Genomic DNA, 18149 nt, shown 5'->3' on the forward strand with positions numbered 1-18149 from the left:
AGGGCCTCACCCATGCCAGGGCGTGGCATCGCTATTTCAGGATGAGTTCGCGGATCAGTTGGCTGCCGAGCAGCTCGCGCATCGACTCGCGGTCCATCATCCCCTTGTCCTGTGCCTCCAGCGAACCCATTACCTTGGCGCGGATGGCATCGGCCTCGTCGGTGCGATCGAGCGCCGCCATGTTCGGGTAGGTGACGGCCAGGATCAGATCCGCGTCCTGCGGCGTCCGTGGCTGCGCCTCGTAGACCGAATAGCCCATGATCAAGCCGGCCTTCTTGCTGGCCTCCATCGCCGCCTTGTAGGGGCCGTCCAGGTACTTCATGTAGTTGTTGAACTGGCCGGGCTTGATCTTGATGAAGCTGACCTCCCTGACCGGCCCCTCCCTGTAGGGCTTGGCCTCCTGGGCTAACGTCGTACCCATCACCGCGAACAGCATCAACGACGCGAACAGCATGGCGACACGTTTCATGGCCCACCTCCTTCGATGGGGGCGCGCACGCGGATGCGGCGCGCGGGCGACGCTACGCCTGCGCGCTGTTGCGCACGTGTGAACCGCGCGTCGTGACCGATGGGGCTTCCGGCAGGCAGCCGGGCCGATCCGGCTACAATGCGCGGTTCGACTCCCGCTCCGACCGCCCGCATGTCCTCGCACGCCCAAGAAACCCGCCGCCGCCGCACCTTCGCCATCGTCAGCCACCCTGACGCCGGCAAGACCACCCTGACCGAAAAGCTGCTGCTGTTCGGCGGTGCGATCCAGATGGCGGGCAGCGTCAAGGGCCGCAAGGCCGCGCGCCATGCGACGTCCGACTGGATGGCGCTGGAGAAGGAGCGCGGCATCTCGGTCACCTCCTCGGTGATGCAGTTCCCCTACGAGGGCAAGATCGTCAACCTGCTCGACACCCCGGGCCACGCGGACTTCTCCGAAGACACCTACCGCGTGCTCACCGCGGTGGACTCGGCGCTGATGGTGATCGACTGCGCCAAGGGCGTGGAGGAGCGCACGATCAAGCTGATGGAGGTGTGCCGCCTGCGCGACACGCCGATCATGACCTTCATCAACAAGCTCGACCGCGAGGGGCGCTCGCCGATCGAACTGCTCGACGAGGTCGAGTCGGTGCTCGGCATCGCCTGCACGCCGGTGACCTGGCCGATCGGCATGGGCAAGCGCCTGAAGGGCGTCTACCACCTGCTGCTGGACGAGGTGCACGTCTACGAGCCGGGCAAGAACTTCACGCGGCAGGACTCGACCATCTTCAAGGGTCTGGACGCGCCCGGTCTGGAGGCCGCGGTGGGCGCCGACATGCTGGCCGAACTGCGCGACGAGCTGGAGCTGGTGCAAGGCGCCTCCAACCCGTTCGTGCTGGAGGATTACCTCGCCGGCAAGCTCACCCCGGTGTTTTTCGGCTCGGCGGTGAACAACTTCGGCGTGCAGCTGTTGCTGGATTTCTTCGTCGAGCACGCGCCGAGCCCGCGCCCCCGCGGCACGCTCGGCCGCGCGGTAACGCCCGAGGAGGAGAAGCTCACCGGCTTCGTCTTCAAGATCCAGGCCAACATGGACCCGGCGCACCGCGACCGCGTGGCCTTCATGCGCGTGTGCTCGGGCACCTACACCGCCGGCATGAAGATGATGCAGACGCGCACCGGCAAGGAAGTGCGCCTCGCCAATGCGCTGACCTTCATGGCGAGCGACCGCGAGATCGTCGAGAGCGCCTATCCCGGCGACGTGATCGGCCTGCACAACCACGGCACGATCTCCATCGGTGACACCTTCACCGAAGGCGAGCCGGTGCACTTCACCGGTATCCCCAACTTCGCGCCGGAGCTGTTCCGCCGCGCGCGCCTGCGCGACCCGCTCAAGATGAAGGCGCTGCAGAAGGGCCTGGCACAGCTGTCGGAGGAAGGCGCCACGCAGTTCTTCCGTCCGCTGATGAGCAACGACCTGGTCCTGGGCGCGGTCGGCGTGCTGCAGTTCGACGTGGTGGCCTACCGGCTGAAGGACGAGTACGGCGTGGATGCCTCGTTCGATACGGTCGGCGTGGCGACCGCACGCTGGGTGCATTGCGACGATCCGAAGATGCTGGAGGAATTCCGCGAGAAGAACGCGATGAACCTCGGCATCGACGCGGCCGGCGAGCTGGTGTACCTGGCCCCCTCGCGGGTCAACCTGCAGCTGGCGCAGGAGCGCTGGCCGAAGGTGCGCTTCTCGGCCACGCGCGAGCATGCGGCTTCGGTCGAGGTGTAACCCGCGCTCCCTGCAGTAGCGCACCTGCGCGGCGACCAGCCTGCCTCGCGGTCGCGCAGGGGTGCATTCCTGCAGAACGCCCCGCGTGACCTCCTCCACTGGGATGGCGCCGCGCGCGCTGCTAGCGTGCGCCCTCCAACCAGGGGAAATTGCATGCACGGTTACCGTCTCGCCTTTGTCACGCCCATCCAGGCCCCGAGCTGGCAGCGCTGGCTGGTGTTCTCGCCGGTCGCCCGGCTGGTGTTCTTCACCGCGCTGCTGGTCGCCGCCAGCATGTTGTTCGGGCTCGTTCCGCACGGGCCGGCCGAGAGCCCCGTCGCCAAGGGCCTGCGCGAGCTTGGCTTCCGGGCCGTGGCGCCGCTGCTTGCCTACCTGGTGCTGGTCAAGCTGATCGAGCGCCGGCCGGTGCGCGAACTGGCGCTGCGGCGCCTCGCGCCTGAGGGCGCGCTCGGCCTGGCCGCGGGCGCGCTGCTGTTCAGCGCCGTCGTCGGCAGCCTGTGGCTGCTCGGCAGTTACCGGATCATCGGCACCAACCCGGAAGCGCACTGGATGCTCGCGGCACTGACGGTAGGCCTGGGCGCCGGCATCGGCGAGGAGATCATCTGCCGCGGCGTGCTCTACCGGATCGTCGAGGAAGGCCTGGGCAGCTGGATCGCGCTGCTGGTGTCGGCCTTGTTCTTCGGGGCCGCGCATCTGAACAACCCGGGCGCCACGCTGTGGGCCGGCCTGGCGATCGCCATCGAGGCCGGCATCCTGTTCGGACTGATCTACCTGGTGACCCGTTCGCTGTGGATCTGCATGGGCCTGCACGCGGCCTGGAACTTCATGCAGGGCACGGTCTACGGCATTCCCGTATCGGGCACCCGGGCGGATGGCTGGCTGGTATCCACCCGCAGCGGGCCGGACTGGCTGAGCGGCGGCGTGTTCGGCGCCGAGGCGTCGGTGGTCGCGCTCGTGCTGTGCACGCTGGTGTCCGCCATGCTGCTGGCAGTGGCGCTGCGACGCGGCCTGATCGTGCCGCCCGGCTGGCGCCGCCAGGGGACCGAACCGCGTTCGGGTTCCCTACCCATGCCCACCCCGGGCAGCTAATCTGGTTCCATCGCCGGCGGCAGGCACCACGAGGTCGTGGCGGCAAGCACTCCACGGCCCTCCGCAACCACGGCGACATACGCATGCCGGCAGCAGTACCCGACGATTTCCAGCCCGGTCCCTCCCGTCATTCCTGGCTGGCGCACCTGCCGGTGCAGCGCAAGATGCTGCTGGTGATCGGCCCGCTGCTGCTGGTGTTCCTGCTCGCCAACCTGGCCACGCTCTACTCGCTGCAGGAGCAGACGGTCAATCGACGGTGGACCGAGCACACCTACCGGGTATTGCTCGCCATCGATTCGGTCAAGGACGCCATGCTGACCGCGCAGATCGGGGCCCGCGGCTACATGCTGACGCAGAGCAGCGCGGAGCTGGCCGGATTCGAGAAGGGCGGCCGCAGCCTGGCCTCCGGGTTCAGGCTGCTGCGTACGCTGACCACCGACAACCCGCTGCAGCAAGCCAGGCTCGACCGCGCGGAGGTGCTGGCGACACGCTGGCAGCGCGAGATCGTCGCCTACGTGGTCACCCCGGCCAGCCGCGGCAGGATCGACGCCGGGGCGCGCGAGCGCATCCAGCAGGACTTCTTCGCCCACCGCACCGTCACCGCGCCGGACGTGACCGGCGTGCTGGCCCAGATGGCGGGCACCGAGGAGGCGCTGCTGGCCGAACGCAACGCGCGGCTGCAGCGGACGCTGGACCTCATGCGGGTGTTCAACGCGCTGGCCGCCGCGCTCTCGCTGCTCTACGGGGCCTACGTACTGGAGCTCACCCGGCGCATCATCACCCGGCCGCTGCACCAGATGACCACCCTGATGTCCCGCCTGGCGGCGCACGACCACTCGGTCACGATCACCCGCCAGGGCCGGCGCGACGAAATCGGCCAGATCGCGCGTGCACTGGAAGTGTTCAAGCGGATGGCGATCGGCTCGAGCGAGCAGAACTGGGTCAAGAGCGAGATCTCGCGACTGGTCCAGCGCCTGCAGCAGCTTGGCACGCACCGCGACTTCGGCGCTGCGCTCGCCAGCGAACTGGCGCCGCTGACCCAGTCCGGGGTTGCGCTCTATTACGGCTACGACGCCGCAAGCGAACGGCTGGACCTGCTCGGCAGCTACGGCCTGCGCCAGTCATGGAACCCTGCCGAAGCCTACGTGCCCGGTGAGGGCCTGGTCGGGCAGTGCGTGATCGAGCGCAAGCCGATCGCGCTGGACGAGGTGCCCGAGCGCTATCTGCGCATCCATTCGGCCGCCGGCGAGGCCTCGCCCGGGCACGTGTTGATCCTGCCCGTACTGTTCCGCGAGCGCCTGGTCGGCGTGCTGGAGCTGGCAAGCTTCAAACCGCTGACGCCGTTGTGCCGCGAATTCCTGGAGGAGCTGCTGCCGATCGTCGCGCTCACCCAGGAAAACCTGACCCGCGCCATCGCCACGCAGGATCTGCTCGAGCAGACCCGCGAGCAGGCTGACCACCTGCGCCGCTCCGAGGAAGCGCTGCGCCGGCAGCAACAGGGCCTGCGCGATGCCAACGCCGCCTTGCAGGCCAAGACGCGCGAGCTGGAGGAACAGTCCCAGCGCCTGACCGTCTCCGAAGAAGAACTGCGCGTGCAGACCGAGGAGCTGCAGGCGTCCAACGAGGAACTGCGCGAGAAGGGCGACATCCTCAAGCAGCAGAAGCAGGCGCTCGAAGCGCTGCAGCGCGAGACCGCACAGAAGGCGCTCGAACTGGAGCGCGCCAGCCAGTACAAGTCCGACTTCCTGGCCAACATGTCGCACGAGTTGCGCACTCCGCTCAACAGCCTGCTGATCCTCTCGCGCAGCCTGGCCGACAACGACGGCGGCAACCTGGACGAGGAGCAGATCGAGTCGGCGCGGATCATCCACGACGCAGGCGCAAACCTGCTGCGGTTGATCAACGACATCCTGGACCTGTCCAAGATCGAGGCCGGCAAGATGGAGCTGGTCATCGACGAATTGCCGCTGGCGGTGTTCGCACGCGCGCTCAAGCGCACCTTCGCGCACGTGGCGCAGGAAAAAGGCCTGGCCTTCGAGGTGCAGGTGGACGAAGGCATGCCGCCGGCGCTGCACACCGACAGCGCGCGACTGGAACAGGTGGCCAACAACCTGCTCGGCAACGCGTTCAAGTTCACCGCCCGCGGCGGCGTGCGGGTGCGCATCGGCCACCCGGGCCCGGAGACCCGCGTTCCCCCCGCCCTGCTCGGCCAGCCGCTGGTGGCGATCGAGGTGAGCGACACGGGCATCGGCATTCCGGCGGAGAAGTTCGAGCGCATCTTCCAGGCGTTCGAGCAGGTCGACGCAGGGACCAGCCGCCAGTACGGCGGCACCGGTCTGGGCCTGGCGATCTGCACGCGCATCGCTGCGCTGCTGGGCGGCGACGTCGTGCTGTGCAGCACCCCCGGCGAAGGCAGCACGTTCACCGTGCTGCTGCCGGAAACCGCCCCGTCCGTCGCCATCCCGCCCGCCCCGGCAACGTCCGCGCATGCGCCCGCACCGGCGCCACGCACCCATACCAGCGCGTTGTTGCCCGAGGCGATCGAGGACGACCGCGACCGGCTGGCGCCCGGCGACACGGTCATCCTGCTGATCGAGGACGACCCCGCGTTCGCCCGCATCCTGGCCGACATGATCCGTCGCAACGGCCACCGCGTGCTGGCCGCCGCCGACGGCGAGAGCGGCCTGGCGCTGGCGCGCGAATATCGCCCCACCGGCGTGCTGCTGGACGTGATGCTGCCCGGCATGGACGGCTGGACGGTCATGGAGCGCCTGAAGACCGACGACGCCACGCGGCACATCCCGGTGCATTTCATCTCCGCCATCGACGAGGCCGGCCGGGGCCGGGAGCTGGGCGCCGTCGGCTTCCTCACCAAGCCGGTCAGCCGCGAGGCGATCAACGCGGCGTTCGAACGCCTGCTGCACTTTGCCGAAGGCAAGACGCGCCGGCTGCTGGTGGTGGACGACGATGCCGCCTCGCGCACCGCCGTGCGTTCCATGCTCCGGGGCGAAGGGGTGGAGATCGACGAGGCCGATTCGGCCGAAGCCGCGCTGCGCATGACCGGCGAGGCGAAGTACGACTGCATCGTGCTGGACCTGGGCCTGCCCGGCATGTCGGGCATGGAGCTGCTCGAACACCTGGCCGCCACGCCCGCGGGCGTGCCGCCGGTGGTGATCTATTCCGGCCGCGACCTCAGCCGCGAGGAAAACCTCAAGCTGCGCCAGTACACCGATGCCATCGTGGTCAAGGGCGCCCGCTCGCCCGAACGGCTGCTGGACGAGGTCAGCCTGTTCCTGCATTCGATCCAGCACGCACCGCGCCGCGCCGCGGAACAACCGCCCCCGGGCGAGGAACTGAAGGGCCGCCGCGTGCTGCTGGTGGATGACGACATGCGCAACCTGTTCGCACTGTCGAAGGTGATGCGCGGCTGGGGCCTTGCGGTGACCATGGCGCAGGACGGCCACAAGGCGCTCAAGGCACTGGAAGACAATCCGTCCACCGAACTGGTGCTGATGGACATCATGATGCCCGGCATGGACGGCTACGAGACGATGCGCGCGATCCGTGCACAGGACGAATTCGTTGATCTGCCGATCATCGCGCTGACCGCCAAGGCGATGCGCGGCGACCGCGAGAAATGCCTGGAGGCCGGCGCCAGCGATTACCTCTCCAAGCCGGTGGACATCGACAAGCTCGCCTCGCTGCTGCGCGTGTGGCTGCCACACTGAGCGCCCAGGCGATGGACCGGATCGATCCCGCGCTGGAGGACATCGAACTGGAGCTGTTCGTGCGCGCGCTGCGCCAGCGCCACGGCTACGACTTCGGCCATTACGCGCCCGCCTCGCTGCGGCGGCGCGTGCGCCAGCTGGTGCACGCGCACGACACCGGCACGATCAGCGCGCTGACCGGCCGGCTGCTGCATGAACCGGAGTTCGTGTTCGAGGTGATCGAGGGCCTGTCCGTACCGGTCTCGGACATGTTCCGCGACCCGCCGGTGTTCCGCGCGCTGCGCGAGCAGGTGCTGCCGCTGCTCGCCTCCTGGCCGCGCATCAACATCTGGCAGGCCGGTTGCGCCAGCGGGCAGGAGGTGTACTCGCTCGCCATCCTGCTCGAAGAAGAAGGCCTCTACGACCGTTGCCAGATCTATGCCACCGACTTCAACCCGGCCGCGCTCAGGCGCGCGCAGGAGGGCATCTACCCGGTTCGCGCCGCGCAGGCCTGGTCGCGCAACTACCAGGAGGCCGGCGGCCGCCATTCGCTGGCCGACTACTACAGCGCGCGCTACGAGTTCATCAAGCTCGACCAGCGCCTGCGCCGCAACGTCAGCTTCGCCAACCACAACCTGGTCACCGACAAGGTGTTCTGCGAGGCGCAGCTGGTGCTCTGCCGCAACGTGCTGATCTACTTCGCCAACCCGCTGCAGGACCGGGTGCTGGGGCTGTTCCGCGACAGCCTGGTGCGCGGCGGCTTCCTCTGCCTGGGACTGCGCGAGAGCCTGGACTTCGCGCCCAGCGCCGCCGATTTCACGGCGCTCGACGCCGACCTGCGCATCTACCGCCGCAACGTGTTTTCCGCTTCCGATGGCGCGGCTTGAGGCGATCGTGATCGGCTGTTCGGCCGGCGGCCTGGGCGCGCTCGAGCCTCTGCTGCGCGCACTCGCGCCGCCGCTCCCGCTGCCGGTGATCGTCTGCAGCCACAGCGCCGAGCCGGGCACCGGCCTGCTCGGACCGCTGCTGGCGCGGTACGCGCGGCTGCCGGTGCGCGAGGCGCGCGAGCGCTGGCCCGTCGAGGCGGGAACGATCCACCTGGCCCCGGCCGGTTATCATCTGCTGATCGAGCGCGACCGTTGTTTCGCCTATTCGGTAGACGAGCCGGTGCATTACTCGCGTCCCTCGATCGACGTGCTTTTCGAGAGCGCCGCGGATGCCTATGGTGCCGGCCTGGCCGGCGTGATGCTGACCGGCGCCAGCCCTGACGGCGCGAAGGGCCTGATGCGCATCCGCCAGGCCGGCGGCCTGGCCATCGTGCAGGATCCGGCCGAGGCGCTCGCGTCGGCGATGCCGCAAGCCGCGCTCGACCAGGCCGGCGCCGATCACTGCCTGCCCCTGGCGCGGATCGCGCCGCTGCTCAACGAACTGGCTCACCGCGAATGAACGACACGACGCGACCGAAGATCCTGGTGGTCGACGACACCCCGGCCAACCTGGTGGCGATGCGCCGCCTGCTGGCCCACGCCGGCGCGGACCTGTACGAGGCCGGCAGCGGCAACGAGGCGCTCGCGCTGTGCCTGGACCACGAGTTCGCGCTGATCCTGCTGGACGTCAACATGCCGGACATGGACGGCTTCGAGGTGGCCTCGCTGCTGACCGAGGCCGACCAGATGCACGAGACGCCGATCATCTTCGTCACCGCCGCCTATGCGGACGATCTCAACCGGCTCAAGGGCTATCGCTCCGGCGCGGTGGACTACGTCGCCAAGCCGATCAACGACGTGATCCTGCAGTCGAAGGTGCGCGTGTTCCTGGAGCTCTACGGCGCGCGCGTGAAGCTGGAGCAGACGCTGGAGGAACTTTCCGAGCGCAACCACCAGTTGCAGCAGGAGATCGCCGAGCGCGAGCGCGTCGAGGCGCAGGTGCGCCACCAGGCGACCCACGACATGCTGACCGGCCTGCCCAACCGCGTGCTGTTCCATGACCGCCTCGGCGCCGCGCTTGCCCATGCGGTCGAGGGTGGGCCGGGCTTCGCGCTGGTGTTGCTGGATATCGACGGCTTCAAGGGCGTGAACGACCGCTACGGCCATCCCGCCGGCGACGCGCTGCTGCAGGCGATCGCGGCGCGGCTGAAGCTCAATCTGCGCGCGGGCGACACGGTGGCGCGATTGGGCGGCGACGAATTCGCCCTGATCGTGGGCGAGATGGGGGAGCTTCCGGTGCTGCTTCGCCGCTGCGAGGAACTGGGCACCAGCCTGGCCGAGGCCTACCCGCTGGTGTCGCCGCAGGGGGCCTTCGAGGCCCGTGTCAGCGCGAGTATCGGCGTGGCGCCGTGGAGCGCGCAGGTGGCAAGCGACGAGGCGTTGATCCAGGCCGCCGACCGGGCGCTTTACCGGGCCAAGGAAGGCGGCAAGAACCGCTGCGTGCTGGCGGACTGACGCATCGTTGGCGCCAGGATGGGATGTCAGGCCGTGGCGGCCCGGCAGTGCGCGTCGATGTAGTCCTGGTGCGACGGCATGGCTTCGGCGCCCGCGGCGATGGTCCGACGCACGCGCTCGACGAACGCAACCAGGTCGGTCTCGGGCACCTCATCGACGATGGGATGGTAGCCGCGCGGCACGATGCGCTGGCCAAGCATGACCTGGACCCAGCTCGGCAACGCGAAGAAATCCTCGCCGTTGCGGAAATAGCGGCCGTCGGTACGGAAAAGCTCGATCGTCTCGCGCAGCGGGTCGGGAATGGCCATCGTGCGGCAGTGGTCCCAGAACGGCGTGTCGTCGCGTTCGGTCGCGTGGTAATGGAGCGCCAGGAAGTCGCGCACGCGTTCATGCTCGAACACCGACTCGCGATTGAAGCGATCGGCCAGCATCGGGTCGAACCCGCGCGTCGGGAATAGTCCGAGCAGGCGCTGGATGCCCGACTGGGCCAGGTAGATGGCGGTCGATTCGAGCGGCTCCATGAAGCCACCGGCCAGCCCGACCGCCACGACGTTCCTGTCCCAGAACCGGCTGCGCCTGCCGGGGGTGAAACGCAGTGGGCGCGGATCGCCCAGCGCCTTGCCGTCCAGGGTCCCGAGCAGGGTCGCTGCCGCTTCGTCGTCGCTGATGTGCCCGCTGGAATACACGTAGCCGTTGCCGGTGCGGTGCTGCAACGGGATGCGCCACTGCCAGCCCGCCGCGCGCGCGGTCACGCGCGTGTACGGCGTCAACGGCCCGGCGCTCTCGCAGGCCACGACCATCGCGCGGTCGCAGGGCAGCCATCGGCTCCAGTCTTCGTAACCGGCCTTCACGGTCTTTTCGATCAGCAGGCCGCGGAAGCCCGAGCAATCCACGAACAGCTCGCCCTCGATCCGCTCGCCGCCCTGGAGCACCACCGCTTCGACGAAACCGTCATCGCCGCGCTGGACGACGTCGACGATGCGGCCTTCGATCCGCTGCACGCCCCGGCGTTCGGCCAGCTCGCGCAGGTAGCGCGCATACAGTCCCGCATCGAACTGGTAGCCGTAGGCGATGTCCGCCAGCGGCGAGCCTGGCGGCGCGTCGGCCACGTCGGCCGTGAACCTGTCCTGCGGTGCCGCGACGGTCGGCAGCGAGAACGCGCCGATGTCCGGGGCGCGGCCTGCGAGGAACAGCTTGAGCCAGTACTGGTGGAACGGCAGCGGCCCCAGCGAACGGCCGATCGTGCCGAAGCCGTGCACGTAACTGTCGCCAATGCGGCCCCAATCGTTGAACTGGATGCCGAGCTTGAACGTGCCTTGCGTCCGCGCGACGAATTCCGCCTCGCGGATGCCGAGCACCTGGGCGTTGAAGGTTTTCATGAACGGGACGGTGGATTCGCCCACCCCGACGATGCCGATCTCCTCCGATTCCACCAGGCGGACGCGGGCGCCCTTGCCCAGGTAGGTGGCCAGCGCCGCCGCGGCCGTCCAGCCGGCGCTGCCGCCGCCCACGACGACGATGGTGCGGATGCGGTTGTCGTCCATCGCTGCTACCCGGAGTGAGATGCGCATAAGAAAAACGGCAGTGCCGGGGGAGTACAGGCGACTGCCGTTGGAAGGTTCCCGTGCCTTGCGGCACGGGGCAAGGCCTTCCTAGAACTTGTACGTCAGGCCCATGTACACGATGCGGCCAGCGTAGCCGTTGGAGTAGAAGCGGGCCTTGGTGTCGTTGCCCAGGTGCGAGCGCGACTCCTCCTTGGTGAGGTTGAGCACCGACGCGGTGACGCTGAACGCCTTGGTGATGTTGTACGCGGCGTTCAGGTCGATCTGCTGGTAAGGCTCCTCGTAGACGTTCAGGCCGTTGACCAGGCCATCCACCACCTCGCCACGACGGTTGTAGGAAGCCCGCGCCAGGAACCGCTCGGTCTCGTAGAACACCGTGAAGTTGGCCTGGTTCTTCGCGCTCCCGACCAGCGGCGACTTGCCGATCTCGGTGCCGTCCTCCAGGGTGATCGCCGCCTCGTTGGTCTTGTTGTAGGTGTAATTGACCTGGAAGCCGAGGCCGAAGTCCAGCGTGTGCTGCGCGTACAGTTCGACGCCCTTGGACACGCCGTCGCGGCCGCCGGCGGTGGTCGAGTAGTTCTGCACCGTCACGTTCTCGCCGCCGACGTCCAGGGACACGTCCTGCACCACCGGCACCGAGAAGTTGCTGACGTCCTTGCGGAACACGTCGATGCCGAGCACCGAGCCGGGATGGAAGTACCACTCCGCGCCGACGTCGTACTGGGTCGCCTTGTACGGCTCCAGCTGCTTGTTGCTGCCCGCGCCGTACCAGCCGACCTCGTCGCCGCCGCCGATCAGGCGACGGTCGTTGACGTATTCCTGGCTGTAGTACTGCAGACCGCCAGGGGAGGCGATGTCGTTGTAGCCCGGGCGCGAGATCACCTTCGAGGCGGCGCCGCGCAGCACCAGGTCGTCGGTCAGGTCGTAGGCGACATTGAAGCTGGGCAGCACGTCGGTGTAGGTGCGGTCGAGCGAGCTGACCACGAACGAGGACACGTGCCCGGTGGCCGGGTTGGTCTGGCTGTCCGGCAGCGTGGTGAAGCCGCTGACGCAACCGGAACCGTCGGGCGCGCCGGCCGCCGGCAGGTTGCCGGTCTGACAGGGCGCCGGATTGCCATCGGGGCCGTCGAAGAAGTAGTCGTTGTAGTAATCGACCTGATCCGTCGAGTCGGCATGCTGCCGGGTGCGCGCCAGGCGCACGCCGACGTTGCCGCGCAGGCGCTCGGTCTTGAAGTTGAGCTGCACGTACCCCGAGTAGATCTTCTCGCCTACGTTGTAGATGAAGTTGTCCTCGTTGCGCGTCTGCATCTCCCCGTAGTTCTGGTTGAGGTAGGCAACGTAGGCGGGGTAGTTGATCGCCGGGAACGAACTGGCGTTGATGCCGCCGGCGAGGTTGCCGAGCGGCTGTCCGTACAGGAACTGCGGCTGGAACACCGAGGCGGTGGGATCGCAGCCGTTCTGGAAGCGGTTGTCGTAATCGGTCGGATCCGTGCCCTGGCAGACCCAGTAGTTGTTGCCCGTGCTGCGGTGGGTGCCGCCGTTGCGGTACTTCACGCCGAACTGCAGCGAGTCCATCCAGTCGCCGTAGGCGTGCCAGGTGAAGTCGGCCTGGGCGTACTTCTGCCGGGTTTCGTTGCGGGTCCACGAGGAGCCGGTCGAGCCGAGATCCACCTCGCCGATGCCGTTCAGAAGGTTCGCCATCAACTCCGGCGAGAAGCTCATCGTCGGCGTGCCGGCCAGGCTCCAGGAGCTCATGGTGTTGCCGAGGTCGTAGTCGCCGGTCGCGTTCTGGCGGCGCGGCTTGATCGGCACCGAGATCTGCAGCTGCGGGCCACCGGTGGCCCAGGTGCGGCCGGCCTTGACGCTGGCCTCGAAGGATTCGCCGACCCACTCGGCGCCGAGGTCCGCGGTCTGCGACAGCGCGCTCTCGTGGTTGTAGCTGCCGGTGATCTGCGGAGTCGGGATGGAGCAGTCGTCGGGACCGAAGCCGCCGGTATTGGTCAATCCGCCCGCGGCCGCCTCGTCACCGCTGCAGTAATAGGCCTTGCCCGGATGCAACGAGTAGTTGGCGCCGGTGACGATGGTGCCGCTGGGGTCGAAGGTCAGTCCGTCGAGCATGCGCCCGCCCGGCCAGTTGCCATCGCCGGCATAGCGGGCGAGGTTCCATTCCGGGATCTTCAGCGTGTTGGTCTGGGAATCCTGCGACAGGTCGAAGCGGAAGTAGTTGGCCGTCAGCGTGAGGTTGTCGACCGGCCGGAACTGCAGGGTCACCTGCCCGCCCTTGCGCTCGCGGTTCTCGTTGGTGACGTTGAGGTTCACCGAGGTCGGCATCATGAAGTTGCAGTAGTACCCGCACTCCGTGGGCCAGCCGTCCTGGAAGGTGCCGGTGTAGGGATGGTTCTGGTCGTTGAAGCCGGACTGGCCCCACCAGTAGGAGGTCATGCCGGAGGGCTTGCCGTTGACGTCGGTGGCCGGGTGCGCGTCGTAGTCGTCGCCGTACCACTGCCAGTTCTCGGTGCTCGCGCCCATGGTGCGCGTGGTGCGCTTCTGGCTGGTGTAGCCGACGAGGAAGCCGAAGCGCTCGTCCTTGTCGTGCCAGGAGTACTGGCCGGAGAACTGCCCGTCCGTCTTCTTGGTCGTGTCAGCCCAGGTACCTTCGGCGGAAACGAAGCCGCTGTTCGCCTCCATTTCCAACGGGCGTCGCGTATGCAGGATCACGGTGCCGCCGATGCCGCCCTCGTCGATGCGTGCTTCAGGCGTCTTGAACAGCTCGGCGCTGGAAAGCATGTTCGACGGCAGCAGCGTGTAGTTGAACGAGCGCGTCGGGTCACCGTTGGACTCGGCCGTGGCGACGTAGTTGCCGTTCAATTCGGTCAGCGTCAGCTCCGAGGACAGGCCGCGGACGCTGACGTTCTTGCCCTCGCCGCCATCGCGCGAAATGATCACGCCGGGCACGCGCTGCAGGGCATCGGCCACGTTCTTGTCGGGGAACTTGCTGACGTCCTCGGCGGTGACCACCTCGACGATCGCATTGGCCTCGCGCTTCTGGTCGAGGCTCTTCTCGATCGAGTAGCGGTAGCCGGTGACCTGGACCTTCGAGAGCGATACGGCCTGGTCCGGCTGCGCCTTCGCGCCTTTGCCGGTGTCGGCCTGGCCCTGCGGGGACTGACCCTGCTGGGACTGGTTCTGCTGGTCCTGCGTCTGCGCCTGCACGTTGCCGCAATAAAGCGCCGCCAGAACCGCCGCGGCCAACAGCGTGACCGGCACGAATGGGCTTTTCATGGTTCCCCTCCCGAGAGAATTTGGATCGTTACAAACTCAGAGCAACTGCAACTGCATCCCCTTGCGCTCGACCTGGCCCGCCTTGCCACCTGCTCTCGACCCGGACGGTTTAGATCGATCTAAATCTGGTACCGCCGAAACATAGCCTAAATTTCCGGCGATGTAATGCTGCGAGACAGCAAGGCATGCGCGGCGGACGCACGGCGGCGCCGCGCCCGGTTCGGCGGGCCGGAAGTCGGTCAGGGATGGCGTCCCGCCGGGCCTGCTGCCGCGGGCCGGATGGGGCGCTGCGTGGAAAGCCCTCCCCGATAGGGAGGGCTTCGTCGCCGCTTTTTTTTGACCTGCCCGCTTAAGGAGGGCCGGGGTAGGAGCTGGGCCCGCCCCGGCGCGTCAGGCCACCGCCACCGAACGCGGCTTGTGGTCGGACCGGGTCACCTTCGCACCCAGTTCGGACGGATCGAAATCGTCCACCGAAATGAACTCGAACACGCCCTCGTGCACGCGCTTGAGCAGCGCGGCCTCGGCCTCGGTGATCACGCCTTCGCGCACCGCCTCGGCCAGCTGGCCTTGGTACTCATGCGCCTGCAACTGGCCGGCCTTGAGCGCCTTGCCGAACTTGCGCTCGACCGGCTCGGCGGCGATCACGTCAGGCAGCAGTGCGTTCATGCGGCCGATGGTGTTGTTCGGCGTGGGCGTGAGATAGACCCAGTCGATCAGCCGGTCGCGCGCCTCGCCCGGCGCGGTCAGGATGGCGGCCACGCGCCGGCCCAGGCGATCCGACGGCGGCACCTCGCGACGGCCGAACGGGAACACCAGCACGCGCAGCAGGAAACCGATCGGCTTGACCGGGAAGTTGCGGATCGCCCCGTCCAGCGCCATCTGCGTGCGCCACATGCACTCGTGGAAGGCCCAGGCGAGCAGCGGACGGTCGGCTTCCGGGCGACCGGTGTCCTCGTAGCGCTTGAGCATGCTGCTGGCGATATACAGGTAGGAGAGCACGTCGCCCAGGCGCGCCGAAAGCTTTTCCTTGAACTTCAGCTTGCCGCCCAGCACGCCCATGAACACGTCGGCGCACAGGGCCAGCGCCGCCGAATAGCGATCGAGCTTGCGGTAGTAGCGGCGCGTATAGGCGTCGCCCGCGCCCTGGCCGATCGACGCGCCGGTGATGCCGAGCACGAAGCTGCGCACCGCGTTGGAAATGCCGAAACCGATGTGGCCGAAGAGCAATCGGTCGAAGGTGCGCAGCTTCTCGCCGTAGTCGGCGATGGAGAGCGCCTGCATTTCCTTGAGCACGTACGGATGACAGCGGATCGCGCCCTGCCCGAAGATCATCAGGCTGCGCGTCATGATGTTCGCGCCTTCCACGGTGATCGCGATCGGCACGCTCTCCCAGCCGCGCGCGGCGTAGTTCTTCGGGCCCAGCTGTACGGCCTTGCCGCCGTGCACGTCCATCGTGTCGCTGGCGACCTGGCGCGCCCATTCGGTGGCGTGGTACTTGGCGATGGCCGAGGTCACCGCGGGCTTCTCGCCGCGGTCGACCGCCGCCGCGGTGGCGCGCGAGAGTGCCGCGGTGGCGTAGGTCAGGCCGCCGATGCGCGCCAGCGCCTCTTCCACGCCCTCGAAACGCGCGATCGCCAGGCCGAACTGCTTGCGCATGCGCGCATAGGCGCCGGTCGCCGCAGCCGAGGCGCGCATCGCGCCGGTGGCGTTCGACGGCAGCGAGATGGCGCGGCCGACCGACAGCACCTCGACCAGCATGCGCCAGCCGTGGCCAGCCATCTGCGGCCCGCCGATGATCGTCGACAGCGGCGCGAACACGTCTTTGCCACGCACCGGACCGTTCTGGAACGGGATGTTGAGCGGGAAGTGGCGGCGGCCGACTTCCAGGCCCGGGGTCGTGTGCGGCAGCAGCGCCAGCGTGATGCCCAGGTCCTCGGTCTCGCCGAGCAGACGCTCGGGGTCGTACATGCGGAAGGCCAAACCGATCACCGTGGCGATCGGTGCAAGCGTGATGTAGCGCTTGTCGAAGTTGAGCTTCACGCCCAGCGTCTCGACGCCGTCGACCATCTGCTTGCAGACGATGCCGTAATCGGGAATCGAGGTGGCGTCGGAGCCTGCGTAGGGACCGGTCAACGCGAAGCAGGGGATCTCTTCGCCGACGGCCAGGCGCGGCAGGTAATGGTTCTTCTGCTCATCGGTGCCGTAGTGCAGCAGCAGTTCGGCCGGCCCCAGCGAGTTCGGCACGGCCACCGTGGACGACACCGTGGCCGACGCCGTCGACAGCTTCTGCAGCACCGCCGAATGCGCCAGCGCGGAGAACTGCAGGCCGCCGTACTGCTTGGGAATGATCATCCCGAAGAACTTGTTCTTCTTGATGAACGCCCAGACCTCCGGCGGCAGGTCCGCCAATTCGTGGGTGATCTGCCAGTCGTCGATCATCGCGCAAAGTTGTTCGACCGGGCCGTCGAGAAAGGCTTGCTCCTCGGTGCTGAGTTCGGGCTTCGGCTGCTTGAGCAGTTGCTTCCAGTCCGGCATGCCCGAGAACAGCTCGCCCTCGAAACCGACCGTGCCGGCCTCCAGCGCAGTCTGTTCGGTGGCCGAAAGCGTCGGCGTGGCGCGGGCGAACATCTTCAGAAGCGGCGCGCTGACCTGGCGCCGACGGAAGGCCGGCATCAGCAGCGGCACGGCGATCAGCAGCTCGATGACGAGCAGCACGATCATCGTCACCCAGGCGCCGGTCAACACGCCCACCACCAGCGTGGCGGCCACCGTGGCGATAGCCCAGGTCCGCAGGCTGGTGCGGTGGTAGGCGCAGGCGCCGGTCGCCAGGATCGCGGCCAGCAGGGTCAGGAACACGGACATGTCAATGCACCTCTTGCGGAATGGTCGGGCGGGCGACGCCGTCCGGGTAGACATCTTCGATGAAAGCGGCGATTTCGCGCGTAAACGCGTCATTGGCGTCGCCGGCAAGCATGTGCGTGGCGCCGGGCACCTCCACATGGCGCGCGTGCGGCACCAGTTTCAGGAACTCGGCCACGGTTTCGCGTGACACCACGTCGCTGCGTTGCCCGGAGAGCAGCAGGACCGGTACGTCCACGCGGGCCGCCGCGGCCAGCAGGCGCGGCTGGTAGCGCTCGCTTTCCCGCACCACGCCCGCCAGCATTGCCGGATCCCAATGCCAGCGCAGGCGACCGTCCGTGCCTTCGCGCAACAGCGGCTTGAGCTGTTCCTCGCTCTTGCGCTCGCGTCGCTGCGGCAAGTAGGCGGCGATCTGTTCGGCCGCCTCGGCATAGTCGGCGAACCCGTCCGGGTGGGCCTGCATGAAGGCAAGGATGCGTTCGACTCCGGCGGCTTCCCAACGCGGCGTGATGTCGACCAGCACCAGCGCGCGGAACGGCGCCGGGCGGGCCTCGCCCGCCAGCACCAGCCCCAGCAGGCCGCCCATCGAGGCGCCGACCAGAATCGGCGGCTCCGGCTGCGCCAGCGCCAACGCATGAAGGTCGCTGGCGAACTGGTCCATGTGGTAATCGCCGCCAGCGACGCGGCCGCTCTGGCCATGGCCGCGGCTGTCGAAGCTCACGCAGCGGCATCCCCGCGCCGCCAGCGCGTCGGCCGCGCCGTTCCAGGCGCCGCGGGTCTGCCCGAAACCATGCGCGAACAGCAGCGGTGGCTCGCCAGCACCGTTGCGTGTTTCAACCGCCAGATGCAAGCCATCAGGGGAGTAAAAGCGATCATTCGAAAACATACGCATGAGTATGGTTTGACCCGCGTGCGAGGTCAACTGCCGCGCTCCTTGCGGAATCCCACTTGGCGCCGCTCCCGCCAC

11 protein-coding genes are annotated in these 18149 nt (G+C 68.0%); 6 read left to right on the plus strand and 5 right to left on the minus strand.

Going from position 1 to position 18149, the window contains the following annotated elements; translation table 11 throughout:
• Positions 1 to 31: 31 nt before the first annotated feature.
• Complete coding sequence (locus ACFWZ1_RS14035) at positions 32 to 469, minus strand: hypothetical protein (RefSeq protein ID WP_439666836.1); 438 nt, start codon at positions 467 to 469, stop codon at positions 32 to 34.
• Between the two features lie 171 nt (positions 470 to 640).
• Here ACFWZ1_RS14035 and ACFWZ1_RS14040 point away from each other — a divergent pair, with 171 nt between their 5' ends.
• From ACFWZ1_RS14040 to ACFWZ1_RS14065, 6 genes are all read left to right on the plus strand, one after another.
• Positions 641 to 2242: a peptide chain release factor 3 gene (locus ACFWZ1_RS14040; RefSeq protein ID WP_439666837.1), complete on the plus strand. Its 1602-nt coding sequence runs from the start codon at positions 641 to 643 to the stop codon at positions 2240 to 2242.
• A gap of 153 nt (positions 2243 to 2395) precedes the next feature.
• Positions 2396 to 3331 (plus strand): CPBP family intramembrane glutamic endopeptidase, encoded by a 936-nt coding sequence (locus ACFWZ1_RS14045; RefSeq protein ID WP_231321392.1) that lies wholly within the window; start codon positions 2396 to 2398, stop codon positions 3329 to 3331.
• 83 nt (positions 3332 to 3414) lie between these two features.
• Positions 3415 to 7059: a response regulator gene (locus ACFWZ1_RS14050; protein WP_439666838.1), complete on the plus strand. Its 3645-nt coding sequence runs from the start codon at positions 3415 to 3417 to the stop codon at positions 7057 to 7059.
• 11 nt (positions 7060 to 7070) lie between these two features.
• Positions 7071 to 7925 (plus strand): CheR family methyltransferase, encoded by an 855-nt coding sequence (locus ACFWZ1_RS14055; protein WP_439666906.1) that lies wholly within the window; start codon positions 7071 to 7073, stop codon positions 7923 to 7925.
• A 7-nt stretch (positions 7926 to 7932) separates the two neighbouring features.
• Positions 7933 to 8484: a chemotaxis protein CheB gene (locus ACFWZ1_RS14060; protein WP_439666839.1), complete on the plus strand. Its 552-nt coding sequence runs from the start codon at positions 7933 to 7935 to the stop codon at positions 8482 to 8484.
• Entirely contained in the window at positions 8481 to 9479 is a 999-nt protein-coding gene (locus ACFWZ1_RS14065) for a diguanylate cyclase (protein WP_439666840.1), read from the plus strand. The genes ACFWZ1_RS14060 and ACFWZ1_RS14065 overlap by 4 nt, the downstream gene beginning before the upstream one ends.
• Before the next feature lie 26 nt (positions 9480 to 9505).
• On the opposite strand, the gene ACFWZ1_RS14070 is transcribed toward ACFWZ1_RS14065, so the two are convergent.
• From ACFWZ1_RS14070 to ACFWZ1_RS14085, 4 genes are all read right to left on the minus strand, one after another.
• Complete coding sequence (locus ACFWZ1_RS14070) at positions 9506 to 11023, minus strand: tryptophan halogenase family protein (RefSeq protein ID WP_439666841.1); 1518 nt, start codon at positions 11021 to 11023, stop codon at positions 9506 to 9508.
• Between the two features lie 108 nt (positions 11024 to 11131).
• Positions 11132 to 14323: a TonB-dependent receptor gene (locus ACFWZ1_RS14075; protein ID WP_439666842.1), complete on the minus strand. Its 3192-nt coding sequence runs from the start codon at positions 14321 to 14323 to the stop codon at positions 11132 to 11134.
• Between the two features lie 390 nt (positions 14324 to 14713).
• Entirely contained in the window at positions 14714 to 17185 is a 2472-nt protein-coding gene (locus ACFWZ1_RS14080) for an acyl-CoA dehydrogenase (protein WP_439666843.1), read from the minus strand.
• 1 nt (position 17186) lies between these two features.
• Positions 17187 to 18074, minus strand: coding sequence for an alpha/beta fold hydrolase (locus ACFWZ1_RS14085; RefSeq protein ID WP_439666844.1), 888 nt, complete (start codon positions 18072 to 18074; stop codon positions 17187 to 17189).
• Positions 18075 to 18149 lie beyond the last annotated feature (75 nt).

The sequence above is a fragment of the Frateuria sp. GZRe14 genome (assembly GCF_051900395.1).
Classification (GTDB): Bacteria; Pseudomonadota; Gammaproteobacteria; order Xanthomonadales; family Rhodanobacteraceae; genus Frateuria_A; species Frateuria_A edaphi.

Coding starts and splice junctions, on each gene's coding strand:
- ACFWZ1_RS14075 (WP_439666842.1), bottom strand. CDS start 14,323: ATGAAAAGCCCATTCGTGCCGGTCACGCTGTTGGCCGCGGCGGTTCTG.
- ACFWZ1_RS14070 (WP_439666841.1), bottom strand. CDS start 11,023: ATGGACGACAACCGCATCCGCACCATCGTCGTCGTGGGCGGCGGCAGC.
- ACFWZ1_RS14045 (WP_231321392.1), top strand. CDS start 2,396: ATGCACGGTTACCGTCTCGCCTTTGTCACGCCCATCCAGGCCCCGAGC.
- ACFWZ1_RS14080 (WP_439666843.1), bottom strand. CDS start 17,185: ATGTCCGTGTTCCTGACCCTGCTGGCCGCGATCCTGGCGACCGGCGCC.
- ACFWZ1_RS14040 (WP_439666837.1), top strand. CDS start 641: ATGTCCTCGCACGCCCAAGAAACCCGCCGCCGCCGCACCTTCGCCATC.
- ACFWZ1_RS14035 (WP_439666836.1), bottom strand. CDS start 469: ATGAAACGTGTCGCCATGCTGTTCGCGTCGTTGATGCTGTTCGCGGTG.
- ACFWZ1_RS14050 (WP_439666838.1), top strand. CDS start 3,415: ATGCCGGCAGCAGTACCCGACGATTTCCAGCCCGGTCCCTCCCGTCAT.
- ACFWZ1_RS14085 (WP_439666844.1), bottom strand. CDS start 18,074: ATGCGTATGTTTTCGAATGATCGCTTTTACTCCCCTGATGGCTTGCAT.
- ACFWZ1_RS14065 (WP_439666840.1), top strand. CDS start 8,481: ATGAACGACACGACGCGACCGAAGATCCTGGTGGTCGACGACACCCCG.
- ACFWZ1_RS14055 (WP_439666906.1), top strand. CDS start 7,071: ATGGACCGGATCGATCCCGCGCTGGAGGACATCGAACTGGAGCTGTTC.